This is a genomic window from Brucella sp. 22210 (assembly GCF_052045675.1).
Lineage (GTDB): Bacteria > Pseudomonadota > Alphaproteobacteria > Rhizobiales > Rhizobiaceae > Brucella.
In genome coordinates this window covers 1-19,341 of the sequence record NZ_JBQEPD010000042.1, presented here as the reverse complement: position 1 = coordinate 19,341, position 19,341 = coordinate 1, and the positions used below count along the sequence as shown (strand labels likewise).

The window sequence follows — 19,341 nt, the reverse complement described above, 5'->3', positions numbered from 1 at the left end:
GGCACCATCGGTCACGTTGACCATGGCAAGACCTCGCTGACTGCGGCAATCACGAAGTTTTTCGGTGAATTCAAGGCGTATGACCAGATCGACGCTGCACCGGAAGAACGCGCCCGCGGTATCACGATCTCGACGGCTCACGTTGAGTACGAAACCGCAGCTCGTCACTACGCCCACGTCGATTGCCCAGGCCACGCTGACTATGTGAAGAACATGATCACCGGCGCTGCACAGATGGACGGCGCGATCCTGGTTGTTTCGGCAGCTGACGGCCCGATGCCGCAGACCCGTGAGCACATCCTGCTCGCTCGTCAGGTTGGCGTTCCGGCAATCGTCGTGTTCCTGAACAAGTGCGATCAGGTTGACGACGCAGAACTGCTCGAACTGGTTGAACTGGAAGTTCGCGAACTTCTCTCGAAGTACGACTTCCCGGGCGACGAAGTTCCGATCGTCAAGGGTTCGGCTCTGGCAGCTCTCGAAGATTCCTCGAAGGAACTCGGCGAAGACGCCATTCGCAACCTGATGGACGCAGTCGACAGCTACATTCCGACCCCGGAACGTCCGATCGACCAGCCGTTCCTGATGCCGATCGAAGACGTGTTCTCGATCTCGGGTCGCGGTACGGTTGTGACGGGTCGCGTTGAGCGCGGTATCGTCAAGGTTGGCGAAGAAGTTGAAATCGTCGGCATCAAGGCGACCGGCAAGACGACGGTTACCGGCGTTGAAATGTTCCGCAAGCTGCTCGATCAGGGCCAGGCTGGCGACAACATCGGCGCACTGGTTCGTGGTATCGGCCGTGAAGACGTTGAACGCGGTCAGGTTCTCTGCAAGCCGGGTTCGGTTAAGCCGCACACCAAGTTCAAGGCAGAAGCTTACATTCTGACCAAGGACGAAGGTGGCCGTCATACGCCGTTCTTCACCAACTACCGCCCACAGTTCTACTTCCGTACGACTGACGTGACCGGTGTTGTGACCCTGCCGGAAGGCACGGAAATGGTTATGCCAGGCGACAACGTCACCGTTGACGTTACGCTGATCGTCCCGATCGCCATGGAAGAGAAGCTCCGCTTCGCTATCCGTGAAGGTGGCCGCACCGTCGGTGCAGGCATCGTCGCTTCGATCATCGAGTAAAGAATTATCATTTGATCGGCGGTTCGCCGCCGGTCATTGTGACGCCCAGCGTCATATAGGGGTATAGCTCAGTTGGTAGAGCGACGGTCTCCAAAACCGTAGGTCGCGGGTTCGAGCCCTGCTGCCCCTGCCATTTTTGAAACGGGTGTATGCGGCTTGACTGCATGCGCCCGTTTTCTATATAAAGGAAAGTTATGCGGCGTTTACGCTGCCTTAACTTTTTCGTTATTGTTCATATCGAGCGCTTTTTTAGCGGTCTATGACATTGTCGGAGAATGATAATTTCCTGCCGGATTTGTTGGCCGGGCAGGGAAGGCCGCAATCACACGATTGAATGGTGTGGTAGAGCGGTGTGTGCAAGGGTCGGATTTCCGACAAGCCTGTATGGTATTCTTTTAACCTTTGGGCTTGTGTTTTGTGGGAATCGATTCTATGTAACGTCAACAGACACGCGGTGCGTGGGGCTGATAATTCAGCTTTGCGCGCCGTATACGCGTGGGTTCCGGCTTCTGATTCGCTGATTGAAACGATTAGCTGTTCAAGGTTTGGAGGTCGCGCTCGATCAATGACAGAGCGGCAGATGGCATCCAAAACGAATCCGATCACCTTTCTTCAGCAGGTTCGCGCCGAAACGGCGAAGGTAACCTGGCCGACCCGGCGTGAAACGATTATCTCCACTATTATGGTGGTGATTATGGCGTTTCTGGCTGCTGCGTTCTTTTTCCTTGCCGACCAGCTTATGGCCTATGGCGTAGAATTTATTCTCGGCCTTGGTCGATAAGTCAGGATTGGGGAGTTTTTAGATGACGGCGCGCTGGTACATCGTTCACGCCTATTCAAATTTCGAAAAGAAGGTGGCTGAGGACATCGAAGCCAAGGCTGCACAGAAGGGTCTGTCCAATCTGATTGAACAGATCGTTGTGCCGACCGAAAAGATCGTTGAAGTGCGCCGCGGCCGCAAGGTTGATGCTGAGCGCAAGTTCTTTCCGGGTTACGTGCTCGTGCATGCCACGCTGACCGATGCCGTCTTTTCGCTGATCAAGAATACGCCGCGCGTCACCGGTTTCCTCGGTGACTCCAAGCCGGTTCCGGTTTCCCAGAAGGAAGTCGATCAGATTCTGAACCAGGTTCAGGATGGTGTTGATCGTCCGAAGACCTCGGTCTCCTTCGAAATCGGTGAGCAGGTTCGCGTTTCCGACGGTCCATTCGCATCGTTCAACGGTATCGTTCAGGAAGTCGACGAAGAGCGCGCGCGTCTCAAGGTCGAGGTTTCCATCTTCGGGCGCGCGACGCCTGTGGATCTGGAATACGGTCAGGTCGATAAGCTCTGATCGTTTGCCCGCAAGGGCATTTCACTCTGGAGCGAGATCCTGAATTGAGCCTGAGGGCATAAGCGGGATCAAAAATCCAACCGGAGTGGAAGTGGTGGAAGGGAAGGCGGCTTAGCCGGTCGTCGATCTCCGGACCACCGAACTGCCCGTCAGTCTGACAATTGTCTGATTGGCGTCAGTCGAAAGCCGGGTTTCCCGGCGTCAATCGAGAAGCCGGTTTTCCGGCATTGTAAAAAAGGCAGAAAGTAATGGCTAAGAAAATTGCAGGCCAGCTCAAGCTGCAGGTAGCAGCCGGTGCGGCCAACCCTTCGCCTCCGATCGGCCCGGCTCTGGGTCAGCGCGGCATCAACATCATGGAATTCTGCAAGGCGTTCAATGCTGCCTCGCAGGAAATGGAAAAGGGTTCGCCGATTCCAGTCGTGATCACCTATTACCAGGACAAGTCTTTCACTTTTGTGATGAAGACGCCTCCGGTGACATACTTCCTCAAGAAGGCCGCTAACCTCAAGTCCGGTTCGAAGACCCCGGGCAAGGCAAGCGCCGGCACGATCTCCCGCGACAAGGTTCGCACGATCGCTGAAGCGAAGATGAAAGATCTGAACGCCGCTGACATTGAAGCAGCGATGCGCATGATCGAAGGTTCTGCCCGTTCGATGGGCCTGGAAGTGGTGGGCTGAGACGATGGCGAAGATTTCCAAGCGCATTAACAAGATCCGCGAAGGCGTCGATCGTAACAAGCTGTACGATCTGTCGGCTGCTATCGGCCTCGTCAAGGAACGTGCAATCGCCAAGTTCGATGAAACCATCGAAATCGCGATGAACCTCGGCGTTGACCCGCGTCACGCTGACCAGATGGTTCGCGGCGTTGTCAACCTGCCGAACGGCACCGGCCGTACGGTTCGCGTTGCTGTTTTCGCACGTGGCGACAAGGCTGAAGAAGCCAAGAAGGCTGGCGCCGACATCGTCGGTGCGGAAGAACTGTTCGAAATCGTCAATGGCGGCAAGATCGACTTCGATCGCTGCATTGCAACCCCGGATATGATGCCGCTCGTCGGTCGTCTCGGTAAGGTTCTCGGCCCGCGTGGCATGATGCCGAACCCGAAGGTTGGCACCGTCACCACCGACGTTGCTGCTGCTGTTGCTGCTTCCAAGGGCGGTGCAGTTGAATTCCGCGTCGAAAAGGCTGGTATCATCCATGCCGGTATCGGCAAGGTTTCGTTCGACTCGCAGAAGCTCGAAGAAAACATCAAGGCTTTCGCTGACGCCGTCATCAAGGCAAAGCCGTCGGCTGCCAAGGGTGAATACGTCAAGCGCGTTTCGCTTTCCTCGACCATGGGCGTTGGCGTCAAGGTCGATCCGGCAACCGTCAAGGTCGTCGCTTAATCTATCTGGGCTCCGGTTCGCCGGAGCCTATGCCTTTCTCTTTAAGGGGAGGGCGCATCGGCGGCACGCCGGCATCGCGAAAGCGGTCGAAGTGCAAGAATTCCGGATCGTATGATCCGGATAGCCGGACGAAAGTCCGGTTATCCTGTCCGAGATTGCAGGCGGTCAATCATCTTCGGGTGATTTTCCTTAAAACATAGCCTGCATGAGACGTGGAATAACCCTGTTTCGCGTGTGAACGCATGCAAGGTTTGAACCGTAGTTGCCTTTGAGTGATGCCTGGCTTCCAGGATAGCTGAAGGGGACAGGATCCTCGAACGTCGGGCTGACTGTGAAGTTCGTCCGGCAAAGGCAACCCGGCAGGGCCATGTGGTCCTGTCTACTGGAGAGAGACAGTGGATAGAGCGGAAAAACGCGAATTTGTCTCGTGGCTGAACGGCGCTTTTAAAGAGTCCGGTTCGGTCGTCGTGGCCCACTATACCGGTCTCACCGTTGCGCAGATGAGCGATCTTCGCTCGAAGATGCGTGATGCAGGTGGGTCCGTTAAAGTCGCGAAAAACCGCCTTGCCAAGATCGCTCTTCAGGGCACGGAATCGGAAGGCATTTCTGATCTGTTTACAGGTCAGACGGTTGTTGCTTATGCAAACGACCCGATTGCTGCTCCGAAAGTAGCCGTCGAATTCGCCAAGGCTAACGACAAGCTCGTTATCCTCGGTGGTGCAATGGGTGCAACGACGCTTAACGCCGATGGCGTCAAGTCGCTTGCTTCGCTCCCATCGCTCGACGAACTGCGCGCAAAGCTGGTTGGAATGATCCAGACCCCGGCTCAGCGTCTCGCAGTACTTACCAGCGCACCAGCGGGCCAGATCGCTCGCGTTATTGGCGCGCACGCCCGGAAGAACGAGGCGGCGTAAGGCCGTTTTTCGCTGTCAATTGTTCAAACCTTGAAACTAAGGAAATACCAAAATGGCTGATCTCGCAAAGATCGTTGACGACCTGTCGGCACTGACCGTTCTCGAAGCTGCTGAGCTTTCGAAGCTTCTCGAAGAGAAGTGGGGCGTTTCGGCTGCTGCTCCTGTAGCAGTTGCTGCTGCTGGTGGCGCTGCTCCGGCCGCTGCTGCTGAAGAAAAGACCGAATTCGACGTCGTTCTCGTCGATGGCGGCGCTAACAAGATCAACGTGATCAAGGAAGTGCGCGCAATCACCGGTCTCGGCCTCAAGGAAGCCAAGGACCTCGTCGAAGGCGCTCCTAAGGCTGTCAAGGAAGCCGCTTCGAAGGACGAAGCTGAGAAGATCAAGGCACAGCTCGAAGCTGCTGGCGCCAAGGTCGAACTCAAGTAAGTTCGGACTATTCTGGCGGATGGTTTTCCATCCGCCAGTTTCCACCCGTAAGACGGTGGATCGACTAAGTGGAAACCCTTTTTCTGAACGCCAGAGCGGCTTTCAGGAAATGGGTTTTAGCCCATTAGAGCGCCACGCGTCGTTTACGACGCGTAAAGGTCGCTCTAATAGCTAGAATCCATGCATCGTGCTTTCCAAAAATCGACTTCGATTTTTGGGCCGATGCAAAAAGCACCCTGCGCACGAATCAGTGCGAAAGTTGCTTTGATACGACGAGATTGCGCATGGTCTGTTTCAGGTCTCATCAACTTGAAAAACCATACGCTCGAAGGACCGCCGCAAGGCGGCGCATGATAAAGGCCGCAAGGCGTGAGCAAGCCGCAAGGCTATAGAACGAGGAGCGACGATGGCTCAGACCCATTCATTCAATGGTCGCAAGCGCGTACGCAAATTTTTCGGCAAGATCCCAGAGGTCGCCGAGATGCCGAACCTTATCGAGGTTCAGAAAGCATCTTACGACCAGTTCCTAATGGTTGAAGAACCATCCGGCGGGCGTCCTGACGAGGGTTTGCAGGCGGTTTTCAAGTCTGTTTTCCCTATCCAGGATTTCTCCGGCGCTTCCATGCTCGAATTCGTCCGTTACGAATTCGATCCACCGAAGTTCGACGTTGACGAATGCCGTCAGCGCGACCTGACCTATTCCGCGCCGCTCAAGGTGACGCTGCGTCTTATCGTATTCGATATTGACGAAGATACCGGCGCGAAGTCCATCAAGGACATCAAGGAGCAGGACGTGTACATGGGCGATATGCCGCTCATGACCGACAACGGCACCTTTATCGTCAACGGCACGGAGCGCGTGATCGTTTCGCAGATGCACCGTTCGCCGGGCGTCTTCTTCGATCACGACAAGGGCAAGACCCATTCTTCGGGCAAGCTCCTGTTCGCTGCTCGCGTCATTCCTTACCGCGGTTCCTGGCTCGACATCGAGTTCGATTCCAAGGACATCGTCTATGCGCGTATCGACCGTCGCCGCAAGCTGCCGGCAACGACGCTGCTCATGGCGCTCGGCATGGACGGCGAAGAGATTCTGTCGACCTTCTACAAGACCGTCACCTATTCGCGTGACGGCGACAACTGGCGCATTCCGTATTCCGCCGACCGCTTCAAGGGCATGAAGATCATTTCCGATCTCATCGACGCGGATACGGGCGAAGTTGTTCTCGAAGCCGGTAAGAAGCTCACGGCCCGTTCGGCCAAGCAGCTTGCTGAAAAGGGTCTGAAGGCCATCAAGGCTACCGAGGACGACCTGTTCGGTTCCTATCTGGCGGAAGACGTCGTCAATTACGCAACCGGCGAGATTTATCTCGAAGCTGGTGACGAAATCGACGAGAAGGTCCTCAAGACTCTGCTCGATACCGGTGAAACCGAAATCAACGTTCTGGACATCGATCATATCAACATCGGCGGTTACATCCGTAACACGCTGGCTGTCGATAAGAACGAGAGCCGTCAGGATGCGCTGTTCGACATCTATCGCGTGATGCGTCCGGGCGAACCGCCTACGATGGATTCCGCCGAAGCGATGTTCAACTCGCTGTTCTTCGATGCAGAGCGTTACGACCTTTCGGCCGTTGGTCGCGTCAAGATGAACATGCGTCTGGACCTCGACGCGGAAGACACCGTGCGCGTTCTGCGCAAGGAAGACATCCTGGCCGTGGTCAAGATGCTGGTGGAACTGCGTGACGGTCGTGGCGAAATCGACGACATCGACAATCTCGGCAACCGCCGCGTGCGTTCGGTCGGCGAACTGATGGAAAATCAGTACCGCGTCGGTCTGCTCCGCATGGAGCGCGCGATCAAGGAACGTATGTCCTCGATCGAAATCGACACGGTCATGCCGCAGGATCTCATCAACGCGAAGCCCGCAGCGGCTGCCGTTCGTGAATTCTTCGGTTCGTCGCAGCTGTCGCAGTTTATGGATCAGACCAACCCACTTTCGGAAATCACCCACAAGCGCCGTCTTTCGGCTCTTGGACCGGGCGGTTTGACCCGTGAGCGCGCTGGCTTCGAAGTCCGCGACGTGCATCCGACCCACTATGGCCGTATCTGCCCGATTGAAACGCCGGAAGGCCCGAATATCGGTCTGATCAACTCGCTTGCAACCTTTGCCCGCGTCAACAAGTACGGCTTCATCGAAAGCCCGTACCGTAAGGTGATCGACGGCAAGGTAACGAACGACGTTGTCTATCTGTCGGCCATGGAAGAAGCCAAGCACTCGGTTGCCCAGGCAAACGTTGAGCTGGACGCACAGGGCGGTTTTGTTGACGAATTCGTCATCTGCCGTCATGCCGGTGAAGTGATGATGGCGCCGCGTGAAAACGTGGACCTGATGGACGTTTCGCCGAAGCAGCTCGTTTCGGTTGCAGCAGCGCTCATTCCGTTCCTTGAAAACGACGACGCCAACCGCGCCCTCATGGGCTCGAACATGCAGCGTCAGGCTGTGCCGCTCGTTCGCGCTGAAGCGCCGTTCGTCGGTACGGGTATGGAACCGATTGTGGCTCGCGACTCCGGTGCAGCGATTGCAGCGCGTCGTGGCGGTTTCGTCGATCAGGTCGATGCGACCCGTATCGTTATCCGCGCTACGGAAGATCTCGATCCGTCCAAGTCGGGCGTCGATATCTATCGTCTGCAGAAGTTCCAGCGTTCGAACCAGTCGACCTGTATCAACCAGCGTCCGCTCGTTCGCGTCGGCGATCCAATCGGCAAGGGCGACATCATTGCTGATGGTCCGTCGACCGATCTCGGCGATCTGGCTCTCGGCCGCAACGTGCTCGTCGCGTTCATGCCGTGGAACGGCTACAACTACGAAGATTCGATCCTTCTCTCGGAAAAGATCGTTTCGGACGACGTGTTCACCTCGATCCACATCGAGGAATTCGAAGTTGCCGCCCGTGACACCAAGCTTGGACCTGAGGAAATCACCCGCGACATTCCGAACGTATCGGAAGAAGCGCTGAAGAACCTCGACGAAGCCGGTATCGTCTACATCGGTGCTGAAGTGCATCCTGGCGACATTCTTGTCGGCAAGATCACCCCGAAGGGCGAAAGCCCGATGACGCCGGAAGAAAAGCTTCTGCGCGCCATCTTCGGTGAAAAGGCGTCCGACGTTCGTGACACCTCCATGCGTATGCCGCCCGGAACCTACGGTACGGTTGTGGAAGTTCGCGTTTTCAATCGCCACGGCGTTGAAAAGGACGAGCGCGCCATGGCTATCGAGCGCGAGGAAATCGAGCGTCTCGCCAAGGACCGTGACGACGAACAGGCTATCCTGGACCGCAACGTCTATGGTCGTCTCGCCGACATGATCGATGGCAAGGTTGCCGCTGCCGGCCCGAAGGGCTTCAAGAAGGGCACGACGATCAGCCGCGAACTCATGACCGAGTATCCGCGTTCGCAGTGGTGGCAGTTTGCCGTTGAAGACGAAAAGCTTCAGGGCGAGTTGGAAGCTCTGCGTGGCCAGTACGACGAATCCAAGAAGCTGCTTGAAGCACGCTTCATGGACAAGGTCGAAAAGGTACAGCGCGGCGACGAGATGCCTCCAGGCGTCATGAAGATGGTCAAGGTCTTTGTCGCTGTGAAGCGCAAGATCCAGCCAGGCGACAAGATGGCTGGCCGTCACGGTAACAAGGGTGTGGTTTCGCGCATTCTGCCGGTTGAGGACATGCCGTTCCTCGAAGACGGTACGCATGCCGACATCGTGTTGAACCCGCTTGGCGTTCCGAGCCGTATGAATGTGGGCCAGATTCTGGAAACCCACCTCGGCTGGGCATGCGCTGGCATGGGCAAGAAGATCGGTGAGCTTCTCGACGTTTACCGCAAGACGGCCAATATTGAGCCGCTGCGCGAGACGCTGGAGCACATCTATCCGGACAACGACCGCAATGAGCCGATCCGGTCTTATGATGACGATTCCGTTGTCATGCTGGCCAATCAGGTGAAGCGCGGCGTGTCCATCGCAACGCCGGTCTTCGACGGTGCCGTCGAAGCCGACATCAATGCGATGCTGACGGATGCCGGTCTTGCGACCTCGGGTCAGTCGACGCTGTATGATGGACGTACGGGTGAGCCGTTCGACCGTCAGGTGACCATGGGCTACATCTACATGTTGAAGCTCCACCACCTGGTCGACGACAAGATCCACGCCCGTTCGATCGGACCTTACTCGCTCGTTACGCAGCAGCCTCTGGGCGGCAAGGCCCAGTTCGGTGGTCAGCGCTTCGGCGAAATGGAGGTCTGGGCACTGGAAGCATACGGTGCAGCTTACACGCTGCAGGAAATGCTTACGGTCAAGTCGGACGACGTGGCAGGCCGTACCAAGGTCTACGAAGCCATCGTGCGCGGAGACGACACGTTCGAAGCGGGTATTCCAGAGAGCTTCAACGTTCTCGTCAAGGAAATGCGCTCGCTCGGTCTCAATGTCGAGCTCGACGACACGCGCGATGCTGAACAGCCGGCTCTGCCGGACGCTGCAGAGTAAAAAATCGAGGCGCGCCATGGTCTTGCCGTGGCGCGCCCGTATACTCGTTTCCAGTGAAGGCGGATTTATTTGCCGCAAGAGGGAACGAGACCTACGGCAAGCCAGTTCAAAACTGAGTAGTACCGCGATTTCTTTTCCGGATGGCAGGGATTTTCAGCCTGTCATCGACGACACACAGGGCGGCGGATCGCCCTTAAGGAGAACGGCATGAACCAAGAGGTCATGAATCTTTTCAATCCTCAGGCTCCGGCGCAAACGTTCGATTCCATCAGAATCTCGATCGCCAGCCCTGAGAAGATTCTGTCCTGGTCATACGGCGAGATCAAGAAGCCGGAGACTATCAACTACCGCACGTTCAAGCCAGAACGCGATGGTCTCTTCTGCGCGCGCATCTTCGGCCCGATCAAGGACTATGAATGCTTGTGCGGTAAGTACAAGCGTATGAAATACAAAGGCATCATCTGCGAAAAGTGCGGTGTGGAAGTCACGCTCTCGCGCGTTCGTCGCGAGCGTATGGGCCATATCGAACTCGCAGCTCCGGTTGCTCACATCTGGTTTTTGAAGTCGCTGCCGAGCCGTATCGGCACGCTGCTGGACATGACGCTCAAGGATATCGAGCGCGTCCTGTATTTCGAAAACTACATCGTTACCGAACCGGGCCTGACCTCGCTGAAGGAGCATCAGCTCCTTTCGGAAGAGGAATATATGATCGCCGTCGATGAATTCGGCGAAGATCAGTTCACGGCTCTTATTGGTGCAGAAGCTATCTACGAGCTTTTGGCTTCGATGGAACTCGAAAAGATTGCCGCCGATCTGCGCGTCGATCTGGCCGAGACTACCTCGGACCTGAAGCAGAAGAAGCTGATGAAGCGTCTGAAGATCGTCGAAAACTTTCTGGAATCGGGAAACCGTCCGGAATGGATGATCATGAAGATCGTTCCGGTCATTCCGCCGGATCTGCGTCCGCTCGTGCCGCTGGACGGCGGTCGTTTCGCGACGTCGGATCTGAACGATCTGTACCGCCGCGTCATCAACCGTAACAACCGTCTGAAGCGCCTGATCGAACTGCGCGCACCGGGCATCATCATCCGTAACGAAAAGCGCATGCTGCAGGAAGCTGTGGATGCGCTGTTCGACAACGGCCGTCGTGGCCGCGTGATCACCGGCGCCAACAAGCGTCCGCTGAAGTCGCTGTCCGACATGCTCAAGGGCAAGCAGGGCCGCTTCCGTCAGAACCTGCTCGGCAAGCGCGTCGACTATTCTGGCCGTTCGGTTATCGTGACCGGTCCGGAGCTGAAGCTTCACCAGTGCGGTTTGCCGAAGAAGATGGCGCTCGAACTGTTCAAGCCGTTCATCTACGCTCGCCTTGACGCCAAGGGCTATTCGTCCACCGTCAAGCAGGCGAAGAAGCTGGTTGAGAAGGAACGTCCGGAAGTCTGGGATATCCTTGACGAAGTGATCCGCGAGCATCCGGTTCTTCTGAACCGCGCTCCGACGCTGCACCGTCTTGGCATCCAGGCCTTCGAACCCACTCTGATCGAAGGCAAGGCAATCCAGCTGCATCCGCTCGTTTGTACGGCATTCAACGCCGACTTCGACGGTGACCAGATGGCTGTTCACGTGCCGCTGTCGCTTGAAGCTCAGCTTGAAGCACGCGTGCTGATGATGTCGACCAACAACATCCTGCATCCGGCAAACGGCGCGCCGATCATCGTTCCTTCGCAGGACATGGTTCTCGGCCTCTATTATCTGTCCATCGTGGCAGACAAAGAGCCGGGCGAGGGCATGGTGTTTGCCGATATGGGTGAACTCCAGCACGCGCTGGAAACCAAGGCTGTCACGCTGCACACCAAGATCAAGGGTCGCTTCAAGTCGGTCGATGCCGAAGGCAAGCCTGTGTCGAAGATTTTCGACACGACGCCTGGCCGCATGATCATTGGCGAGCTTCTGCCGAAGAACGTCATGGTGCCGTTTGACATCTGCAATCAGGAGATGACCAAGAAGAACATCTCCAAGATGATCGATCACGTCTACCGCCATTGCGGTCAGAAAGAGACGGTTATCTTCTGCGATCGCATCATGCAGCTCGGCTTTGCCCATGCCTGCCGTGCGGGTATCTCGTTTGGTAAGGATGACATGGTCATTCCGGATACCAAGGCGAAGATTGTTGCAGACACCGAAGCGCTTACGACCGAATATGAACAGCAGTACAATGACGGCCTGATCACTCAGGGCGAAAAGTACAACAAGGTCGTCGACGCCTGGGGTAAGGCAACCGACAAGATCACTGAAGAGATGATGGCGCGCCTGAAGGCCGTTGAATTCGATCCGGTGACCGGTCGCCAGAAGCAGATGAACTCGGTCTACATGATGTCGCATTCGGGTGCCCGTGGTTCGGTCAACCAGATGCGTCAGCTTGGCGGTATGCGCGGCCTGATGGCCAAGCCGTCGGGTGAAATCATCGAAACCCCGATCATCTCGAACTTCAAGGAAGGCCTGACCGTTAACGAGTACTTCAACTCGACCCACGGTGCCCGTAAGGGTCTGGCAGATACCGCCTTGAAGACCGCTAACTCGGGCTACCTGACCCGTCGTCTCGTTGACGTTGCACAGGATGCGATCATTTCGGAAGTCGATTGCGGCGCCGAAATCGGTCTCACCATGCAGCCGATCGTCGATGCCGGTCAGATCGTGGCTTCGATCGGTCAGCGCGTTCTGGGCCGTACGGCTCTGGATCCGATCCTGCATCCGACCACCGGCGAAGTCATCGTCGAAGCCGGCCGCATGATCGAGGAAAAGGACGTCGAGATCATCGAGAAGGCGTCGATCCAGTCGATCCGTATTCGTTCGGCACTGACTTGCGAAACCCGCAACGGCGTTTGCGCCAAGTGCTACGGTCGCGACCTCGCACGCGGTACTCCGGTCAACCAGGGTGAAGCTGTCGGCGTTATCGCTGCTCAGTCGATCGGCGAGCCGGGCACCCAGCTCACCATGCGTACCTTCCACTTGGGCGGCACGGCACAGGTTGTCGACTCGTCCTATCTGGAAGCTTCGTATGAAGGTACCGTCAAGCTGCGTAACCGCAATGTGGTTCGCAACTCCGATGGCAACCTCGTGGTGATGGGCCGTAACATGGCTGTCCTGATCCTCGACAACACGGGCAAGGAACGTGCGGTTCATCGTGTGACCTACGGTTCGCGTCTGTTTGTGGATGAGGCCGACACGGTCAAGCGCGGTCAGCGTATTGCCGAGTGGGATCCGTACACCCGTCCGATCATGACCGAAGTTGAAGGCTATGTTGAGTTCGAAGATCTCGTCGACGGTCTTTCGGTTTCGGAATCGGCTGACGAGTCGACCGGTATCACCAAGCGCGTCGTTATCGACTGGCGTTCGACCCCTCGCGGTTCGGATCTCAAGCCTGCCATGGTCATCAAGGACAAGGCTGGCAAGATCCTCAAGCTGTCGAAGGGTGGCGATGCCCGCTTCATGCTCTCGGTGGAATCGATCCTTTCGGTCGAACCGGGCAGCCATGTAAAGGCTGGTGACGTTATCGCCCGTCTGCCGATGGAAAGCGCCAAGACCAAGGACATCACTGGTGGTCTGCCGCGCGTTGCCGAACTGTTCGAAGCACGTCGTCCGAAGGACCATGCCGTCATCGCAGAGATCGATGGTACTGTTCGTTTCGGTCGCGACTACAAGAACAAGCGTCGCATCATCATCGAGCCGAACGACGAAACGATCGAGCCGGTCGAGTACCTCATTCCGAAGGGCAAGCCGTTCCATCTTCAGGACGGCGACGTCATCGAAAAGGGTGAGTACATCCTCGACGGCAACCCGGCACCGCATGACATTCTGGCGATCAAGGGCGTCGAAGCTCTGGCTTCGTACCTCGTGAACGAAATCCAGGAAGTCTATCGTTTGCAGGGCGTTTTGATCAACGACAAGCACATCGAAGTGATTGTCCGTCAGATGCTGCAGAAGGTTGAGATCACCGATTCCGGCGATACCGGTTACATCACCGGCGATCACGTGGATCGTATCGAACTCGACGAGATCAACGAACGTCTGGTCGAAGAAGGCAAGAAGCCGGGTTCCGGCAATCCTGTCCTCCTCGGTATCACCAAGGCATCGTTGCAGACTCCGTCCTTCATCTCGGCTGCGTCGTTCCAGGAAACGACCCGCGTGCTTACCGAAGCTGCGGTCGCCGGCAAGATGGACACGCTGCAGGGTCTCAAGGAAAACGTCATCGTCGGCCGTCTCATCCCGGCTGGTACTGGCGGCATGACCAACCAGATCCGTCGCATCGCGACGGCTCGTGACGAGCTGATCATCGACGAGCGCCGCAAGTCTTCCGGTTCTTCGGAAGCCAATGCGATGCTGGTGGACATGACCAACAACGCTGCCGAGTAAACGGTAGATACGAAACTGAAAAAGGCCGCCCTTCGAGGCGGCCTTTTTGTTTGTCTTCAATTGGCGGGACAGGCGGTTGCAAGAACAAAAGAAAAAGGCGCATCCGATTTCCGGAATGCGCCTCATTCTTTCAAGCCATGATAGGCTAGAGCTTACTCTTCTTCTTCGTCGTCGCCGTCGAATTCGATCAGCGCGACTTCGCCGCTCAGAGCGGTTGCCCATGCACTTTTGTGCGGCTCTTCGGCAGGCTCTTCGGTGAGGGTGCCCATCTCGAGAAGTTCAGCTTCATGATAACCCTCTTCGGCGAGAATGCCGAGAACGGTCTGAACCAGATCTTCGTCTTCGTCAGCCTTCATGAGCAGATGGACTTCAACGGGGGATTCTTCACCTTCGTTCCAGACGTCTGCGATGACCAGGTGGACGGTTGGCGAATCGTCGCCGGTGGATGCGGTAGTGGAAGACATTGAGAATCTCTTAATATTGGGTTGCGTTTCGACTCGGATGTGTTTCAATAACGGCTCCGGGGCGTCAACGCTATGCTGCCACGTGAAAATGGCGGTTTTGATCGCGAAATAAGTGCGATTTCACGCTGATCACAGCGCAATAACCTGTCCGGCTAAGGCCGAAACGCCGGTTTCCTGCCCATTGGCTAAGAAACTTGGCTCTGCTCCCTTGACGAAACGTCGCGAAAGACGTATCAGCAGCCCATCTGAGCCGATGTGAGACTGGCTTGTTCGGGACGACGCGTCCTGAAGTTCGTCTCAAACAGGGTTCGTTTTACGATCGAAATGCAACTTGCCGTTCGCATGAAGCGTCAGCTTCCTCTGCTTTTGTTCGGGGTGGTCACCGGTTGTCGTGACTTGTCCCGAATTTGTGCATCAGCATGGCGGTGAAACGGCCCGTATGGGCGTGGATACGAGATTTTTTATAGAGGAAGGTTGTATGCCAACCGTAAACCAGCTTATCCGCAAGCCGCGCATTGCGCCGGTAAAGCGCAATAAGGTTCCTGCACTGCAGGCAAACCCTCAGAAGCGCGGCGTTTGCACCCGCGTGTACACGACGACCCCGAAGAAGCCGAACTCGGCTCTCCGTAAGGTTGCTAAGGTTCGTCTGACGAACGGCTTCGAAGTTATCGGTTATATCCCTGGTGAAGGGCATAACCTGCAGGAGCACTCGGTCGTCATGATCCGCGGCGGTCGCGTAAAGGACTTGCCGGGTGTGCGTTACCACATCATCCGCGGCGTTCTCGATACCCAGGGTGTCAAGAACCGCAAGCAGCGCCGTTCGAAGTACGGTGCAAAGCGTCCGAAGTAAGATTTTCCGGGGATACCGGCTGCCGTAAGGTGAGCTGAGCCCGATGTAATTGAAAGAAAAGACGAAATGTCTAGACGTCATAAAGCTGAGAAGCGTGAGATCAATCCGGATCCAAAGTTCGGCGATCTCGTTATCACGAAGTTCATGAATGCAGTCATGCTGCATGGCAAGAAGTCGGTTGCTGAAAGCATCGTTTACGGTGCGCTCGATTCAATCGAAGCCAAGGCAAAGTCCGAGCCGGTCGCGCTGTTCCATCAGGCGCTCGACAACGTAGCTCCGCACATCGAAGTCCGTTCGCGCCGCGTTGGTGGTGCAACCTATCAGGTTCCGGTTGATGTGCGTCCAGAACGCCGCCAGGCACTTGCCATCCGTTGGCTCATCAATGCAGCTCGTGGCCGTAACGAGACGACAATGATTGATCGTCTTTCCGGTGAGCTGCTTGACGCTGCTAACAACCGTGGTTCTGCTGTGAAGAAGCGTGAAGACACGCACCGCATGGCTGAAGCCAACCGCGCCTTCTCGCATTACCGCTGGTAATCGTCGAAACCTATTCAAAGAGCGACTATCATGGCCCGCGAATACAAAATCGAAGACTACCGCAATTTCGGTATCATGGCTCACATCGACGCCGGTAAGACGACGATGACCGAGCGCATCCTGTTCTACACCGGTAAGAACCATAAGATCGGCGAAACCCACGATGGTGCGTCGACCATGGACTGGATGGAGCAGGAACAGGAACGCGGTATCACCATCACTTCCGCTGCCACGACCACGTTCTGGCAGGGTCAGGATGGCAAGAAGCGCCGCTTCAACATCATCGACACTCCGGGCCACGTCGACTTCACGATTGAAGTCGAGCGTTCGCTCCGTGTTCTCGACGGCGCAATCGCGCTGCTCGACGCCAACGCTGGCGTTGAGCCTCAGACGGAAACCGTGTGGCGTCAGGCTGAAAAGTACCACGTCCCGCGTATGGTCTTCGTCAACAAGATGGACAAGATCGGTGCTGACTTTTTCCGTTGCGTTGAAATGGTCGGCTCGCGTCTTGGCGCTGTTGCACTTCCGGTTCAGCTGCCGATCGGCGCTGAAAACGAATTCACCGGCGTTATCGATCTGATCGAAATGAAGGCCCTGACCTGGGACGGCTCCATCGGCGCTGCTGCCGAAGTTGGCGAAATCCCTGCAGACCTTAAGGACCAGGCTGAAGAATACCGCGAAAAGCTCATCGAGCTTGCCGTGGAAATCGACGAAGCTGCAATGGAAGCTTACCTCGAAGGCACCATGCCGACGAACGAACAGCTCCGTGCACTGATCCGCCGTGGCACCATCGACGTTAAGTTCCATCCGGTTCTTTGCGGTACGGCGTTCAAGAACCGTGGCATTCAGCCGCTTCTCGACGCAGTTGTGGAATTCCTGCCGGCTCCGACCGATGTTCCTGCAATTAAGGGCATCGACGTTAAGACCGAAACGGAAACCACCCGTGAATCTTCGGATGAAGCACCGCTTTCGATGCTCGCATTCAAGATCATGAACGATCCGTTCGTTGGTTCGCTGACCTTCGCTCGTATTTACTCGGGCAAGCTGACCAAGGGTATTTCGCTCGAAAACACCGTCAAGGGCAAGCGTGAGCGCATCGGCCGTATGCTGCAGATGCACTCGAACAGCCGTGAAGACATCGAAGAAGCCTTCGCAGGCGACATCGTTGCTCTGGCTGGCCTCAAGGAAACCACCACTGGCGATACGCTCTGCGATCCGCTGAAGCCGGTTATCCTTGAACGCATGGAATTCCCGGATCCGGTTATCGAAATCGCGATCGAGCCGAAGACCAAGGCCGACCAGGAAAAGATGGGCATCGCGCTCAATCGTCTGGCTGCTGAAGATCCTTCGTTCCGCGTCAAGTCGGATGAAGAATCCGGTCAGACCATCATCGCCGGCATGGGCGAACTTCACCTCGACATTCTCGTCGATCGCATGAAGCGCGAATTCAAGGTTGAAGCTAACGTCGGTGCTCCGCAGGTTGCTTACCGTGAATCGATCACCCGTCAGGCTGAAATCGATTACACCCACAAGAAGCAGTCGGGTGGTTCGGGTCAGTTCGCTCGCGTGAAGATCATCTTCGAACCGCATGATGGCGACGATTTCATCTTCGAATCGAAGATCGTCGGCGGCTCGGTTCCGAAGGAATACATTCCGGGTGTCCAGAAGGGTATCGAAAGCGTCATGGGTGCGGGTCCGCTCGCCGGCTTCCCGATGCTCGGCGTGAAGGCCACCCTGATCGACGGCGCATACCATGACGTTGACTCGTCTGTTCTCGCCTTCGAAATCGCGTCCCGTGCAGCGTTCCGTGAAGGTGCGCAGAAGGCTGGCGCCCAGCTCCTCGAGCCGATCATGAAGGTCGAGGTTGTTACGCCGGAAGATTACGTTGGTGACGTTATCGGCGATCTGAACTCGCGTCGCGGTCAGATTTCCGGCACCGAAGCCCGCGGCATCGCCACGGTCGTCAATGCAAACGTTCCGCTTGCCAACATGTTTGGCTACGTGAACTCGCTGCGTTCGATGTCCCAGGGCCGTGCACAGTACACGATGCAGTTCGACCATTATGAGCCGGTTCCGACGGCGGTCGCACAGGAAATCCAAAAGAAGTTTGCGTAACCGTCTAGGTTACGCTCCCAATCAAAAGAATGCCTGAGCAGGCTAAATTTACGGAGAGCTCAAATGGCAAAGAGTAAGTTTGAACGTAACAAGCCCCACGTTAACATTGGCACCATCGGTCACGTTGACCATGGCAAGACCTCGCTGACTGCGGCAATCACGAAGTTTTTCGGTGAATTCAAGGCGTATGACCAGATCGACGCTGCACCGGAAGAACGCGCCCGCGGTATCACGATCTCGACGGCTCACGTTGAGTACGAAACCGCAGCTCGTCACTACGCCCACGTCGATTGCCCAGGCCACGCTGACTATGTGAAGAACATGATCACCGGCGCTGCACAGATGGACGGCGCGATCCTGGTTGTTTCGGCAGCTGACGGCCCGATGCCGCAGACCCGTGAGCACATCCTGCTCGCTCGTCAGGTTGGCGTTCCGGCAATCGTCGTGTTCCTGAACAAGTGCGATCAGGTTGACGACGCAGAACTGCTCGAACTGGTTGAACTGGAAGTTCGCGAACTTCTCTCGAAGTACGACTTCCCGGGCGACGAAGTTCCGATCGTCAAGGGTTCGGCTCTGGCAGCTCTCGAAGATTCCTCGAAGGAACTCGGCGAAGACGCCATTCGCAACCTGATGGACGCAGTCGACAGCTACATTCCGACCCCGGAACGTCCGATCGACCAGCCGTTCCTGATGCCGATCGAAGACGTGTTCTCGATCTCGGGTCGCGGTACGGTTGTGACGGGTCGCGTTGAGCGCGGTATCGTCAAGGTTGGCGAAGAAGTTGAAATCGTCGGCATCAAGGCGACCGGCAAGACGACGGTTACCGGCGTTGAAATGTTCCGCAAGCTGCTCGATCAGGGCCAGGCTGGCGACAACATCGGCGCACTGGTTCGTGGTATCGGCCGTGAAGACGTTGAACGCGGTCAGGTTCTCTGCAAGCCGGGTTCGGTTAAGCCGCACACCAAGTTCAAGGCAGAAGCTTACATTCTGACCAAGGACGAAGGTGGCCGTCATACGCCGTTCTTCACCAACTACCGCCCACAGTTCTACTTCCGTACGACTGACGTGACCGGTGTTGTGACCCTGCCGGAAGGCACGGAAATGGTTATGCCAGGCGACAACGTCACCGTTGACGTTACGCTGATCGTCCCGATCGCCATGGAAGAGAAGCTCCGCTTCGCTATCCGTGAAGGTGGCCGCACCGTCGGTGCAGGCATCGTCGCTTCGATCATCGAGTAA

General features: G+C 56.5%; 14 protein-coding genes and 1 tRNA gene. 14 read left to right on the top strand and 1 reads right to left on the bottom strand.

Annotated features, from left to right (window positions below; genetic code table 11):
• The 10 genes from tuf (ACTJKP_RS23925) to rpoC form a co-directional block, all read left to right on the top strand.
• Positions 1 to 1,131: elongation factor Tu (tuf, locus tag ACTJKP_RS23925; RefSeq protein ID WP_113534998.1), on the top strand; the 1,131-nt coding region annotated here is incomplete at its 5' end.
• Between the two features lie 57 nt (positions 1,132 to 1,188).
• Positions 1,189 to 1,264, top strand: a tRNA-Trp gene (locus ACTJKP_RS23920).
• A 447-nt stretch (positions 1,265 to 1,711) separates the two neighbouring features.
• Entirely contained in the window at positions 1,712 to 1,912 is a 201-nt protein-coding gene (gene secE / locus ACTJKP_RS23915; protein WP_078341276.1) for a preprotein translocase subunit SecE, read from the top strand.
• A gap of 22 nt (positions 1,913 to 1,934) precedes the next feature.
• On the top strand, positions 1,935 to 2,462 hold the full coding sequence (gene nusG, locus ACTJKP_RS23910) for a transcription termination/antitermination protein NusG (RefSeq protein ID WP_078341275.1): 528 nt from the start codon (positions 1,935 to 1,937) through the stop codon (positions 2,460 to 2,462).
• Between the two features lie 248 nt (positions 2,463 to 2,710).
• The gene (gene rplK / locus ACTJKP_RS23905; RefSeq protein WP_010659903.1) at positions 2,711 to 3,139 is read left to right on the top strand and encodes a 50S ribosomal protein L11; all 429 of its coding nucleotides are present in this window, start codon (positions 2,711 to 2,713) and stop codon (positions 3,137 to 3,139) included.
• Positions 3,140 to 3,143: 4 nt separating this feature from the next.
• Positions 3,144 to 3,845, top strand: a complete 702-nt coding sequence (rplA, locus tag ACTJKP_RS23900; RefSeq protein WP_440632449.1) for a 50S ribosomal protein L1 — start codon at positions 3,144 to 3,146, stop codon at positions 3,843 to 3,845.
• Between the two features lie 395 nt (positions 3,846 to 4,240).
• Complete coding sequence (gene rplJ, locus ACTJKP_RS23895; protein ID WP_010659905.1) at positions 4,241 to 4,759, top strand: 50S ribosomal protein L10; 519 nt, start codon at positions 4,241 to 4,243, stop codon at positions 4,757 to 4,759.
• A 52-nt stretch (positions 4,760 to 4,811) separates the two neighbouring features.
• A complete protein-coding gene (rplL, locus tag ACTJKP_RS23890; RefSeq protein WP_061346151.1) occupies positions 4,812 to 5,186 on the top strand; it encodes a 50S ribosomal protein L7/L12 in 375 nt (124 codons plus the stop codon).
• Positions 5,187 to 5,592: 406 nt separating this feature from the next.
• A complete protein-coding gene (gene rpoB, locus ACTJKP_RS23885; protein WP_078341273.1) occupies positions 5,593 to 9,726 on the top strand; it encodes a DNA-directed RNA polymerase subunit beta in 4,134 nt (1,377 codons plus the stop codon).
• A gap of 207 nt (positions 9,727 to 9,933) precedes the next feature.
• Positions 9,934 to 14,136 carry a DNA-directed RNA polymerase subunit beta' gene (gene rpoC / locus ACTJKP_RS23880; protein WP_078341271.1) on the top strand — a complete coding sequence of 1,401 codons (4,203 nt, stop codon included), beginning with the start codon at positions 9,934 to 9,936 and terminating at the stop codon, positions 14,134 to 14,136.
• 152 nt (positions 14,137 to 14,288) lie between these two features.
• On the opposite strand, the gene ACTJKP_RS23875 is transcribed toward rpoC, so the two are convergent.
• A complete protein-coding gene (locus ACTJKP_RS23875) occupies positions 14,289 to 14,600 on the bottom strand; it encodes a hypothetical protein (RefSeq protein ID WP_138786857.1) in 312 nt (103 codons plus the stop codon).
• Between the two features lie 478 nt (positions 14,601 to 15,078).
• On the opposite strand from ACTJKP_RS23875, the gene rpsL reads away from it, so the two are divergent.
• From rpsL to tuf (ACTJKP_RS23855), 4 genes are all read left to right on the top strand, one after another.
• Positions 15,079 to 15,450 carry a 30S ribosomal protein S12 gene (gene rpsL, locus ACTJKP_RS23870; RefSeq protein ID WP_006471111.1) on the top strand — a complete coding sequence of 124 codons (372 nt, stop codon included), beginning with the start codon at positions 15,079 to 15,081 and terminating at the stop codon, positions 15,448 to 15,450.
• 66 nt (positions 15,451 to 15,516) lie between these two features.
• Positions 15,517 to 15,987 carry a 30S ribosomal protein S7 gene (gene rpsG / locus ACTJKP_RS23865; protein WP_109369231.1) on the top strand — a complete coding sequence of 157 codons (471 nt, stop codon included), beginning with the start codon at positions 15,517 to 15,519 and terminating at the stop codon, positions 15,985 to 15,987.
• 30 nt (positions 15,988 to 16,017) lie between these two features.
• Positions 16,018 to 18,102, top strand: a complete 2,085-nt coding sequence (gene fusA / locus ACTJKP_RS23860; RefSeq protein WP_182523222.1) for an elongation factor G — start codon at positions 16,018 to 16,020, stop codon at positions 18,100 to 18,102.
• A gap of 63 nt (positions 18,103 to 18,165) precedes the next feature.
• The gene (gene tuf / locus ACTJKP_RS23855) at positions 18,166 to 19,341 is read left to right on the top strand and encodes an elongation factor Tu (RefSeq protein WP_151589461.1); all 1,176 of its coding nucleotides are present in this window, start codon (positions 18,166 to 18,168) and stop codon (positions 19,339 to 19,341) included.

What these genes read in the sequence shown, in the direction of transcription:
- nusG (WP_078341275.1), top strand. Translation starts at nt 1,935, where the DNA reads ATGACGGCGCGCTGGTACATCGTTCACGCCTATTCAAATTTCGAAAAG.
- rplL (WP_061346151.1), top strand. Translation starts at nt 4,812, where the DNA reads ATGGCTGATCTCGCAAAGATCGTTGACGACCTGTCGGCACTGACCGTT.
- rpoC (WP_078341271.1), top strand. Translation starts at nt 9,934, where the DNA reads ATGAACCAAGAGGTCATGAATCTTTTCAATCCTCAGGCTCCGGCGCAA.
- rplA (WP_440632449.1), top strand. Translation starts at nt 3,144, where the DNA reads ATGGCGAAGATTTCCAAGCGCATTAACAAGATCCGCGAAGGCGTCGAT.
- fusA (WP_182523222.1), top strand. Translation starts at nt 16,018, where the DNA reads ATGGCCCGCGAATACAAAATCGAAGACTACCGCAATTTCGGTATCATG.
- rpsL (WP_006471111.1), top strand. Translation starts at nt 15,079, where the DNA reads ATGCCAACCGTAAACCAGCTTATCCGCAAGCCGCGCATTGCGCCGGTA.
- ACTJKP_RS23875 (WP_138786857.1), bottom strand. Translation starts at nt 14,600, where the DNA reads ATGTCTTCCACTACCGCATCCACCGGCGACGATTCGCCAACCGTCCAC.
- tuf (WP_151589461.1), top strand. Translation starts at nt 18,166, where the DNA reads ATGGCAAAGAGTAAGTTTGAACGTAACAAGCCCCACGTTAACATTGGC.
- rpsG (WP_109369231.1), top strand. Translation starts at nt 15,517, where the DNA reads ATGTCTAGACGTCATAAAGCTGAGAAGCGTGAGATCAATCCGGATCCA.
- rplK (WP_010659903.1), top strand. Translation starts at nt 2,711, where the DNA reads ATGGCTAAGAAAATTGCAGGCCAGCTCAAGCTGCAGGTAGCAGCCGGT.
- secE (WP_078341276.1), top strand. Translation starts at nt 1,712, where the DNA reads ATGGCATCCAAAACGAATCCGATCACCTTTCTTCAGCAGGTTCGCGCC.
- rpoB (WP_078341273.1), top strand. Translation starts at nt 5,593, where the DNA reads ATGGCTCAGACCCATTCATTCAATGGTCGCAAGCGCGTACGCAAATTT.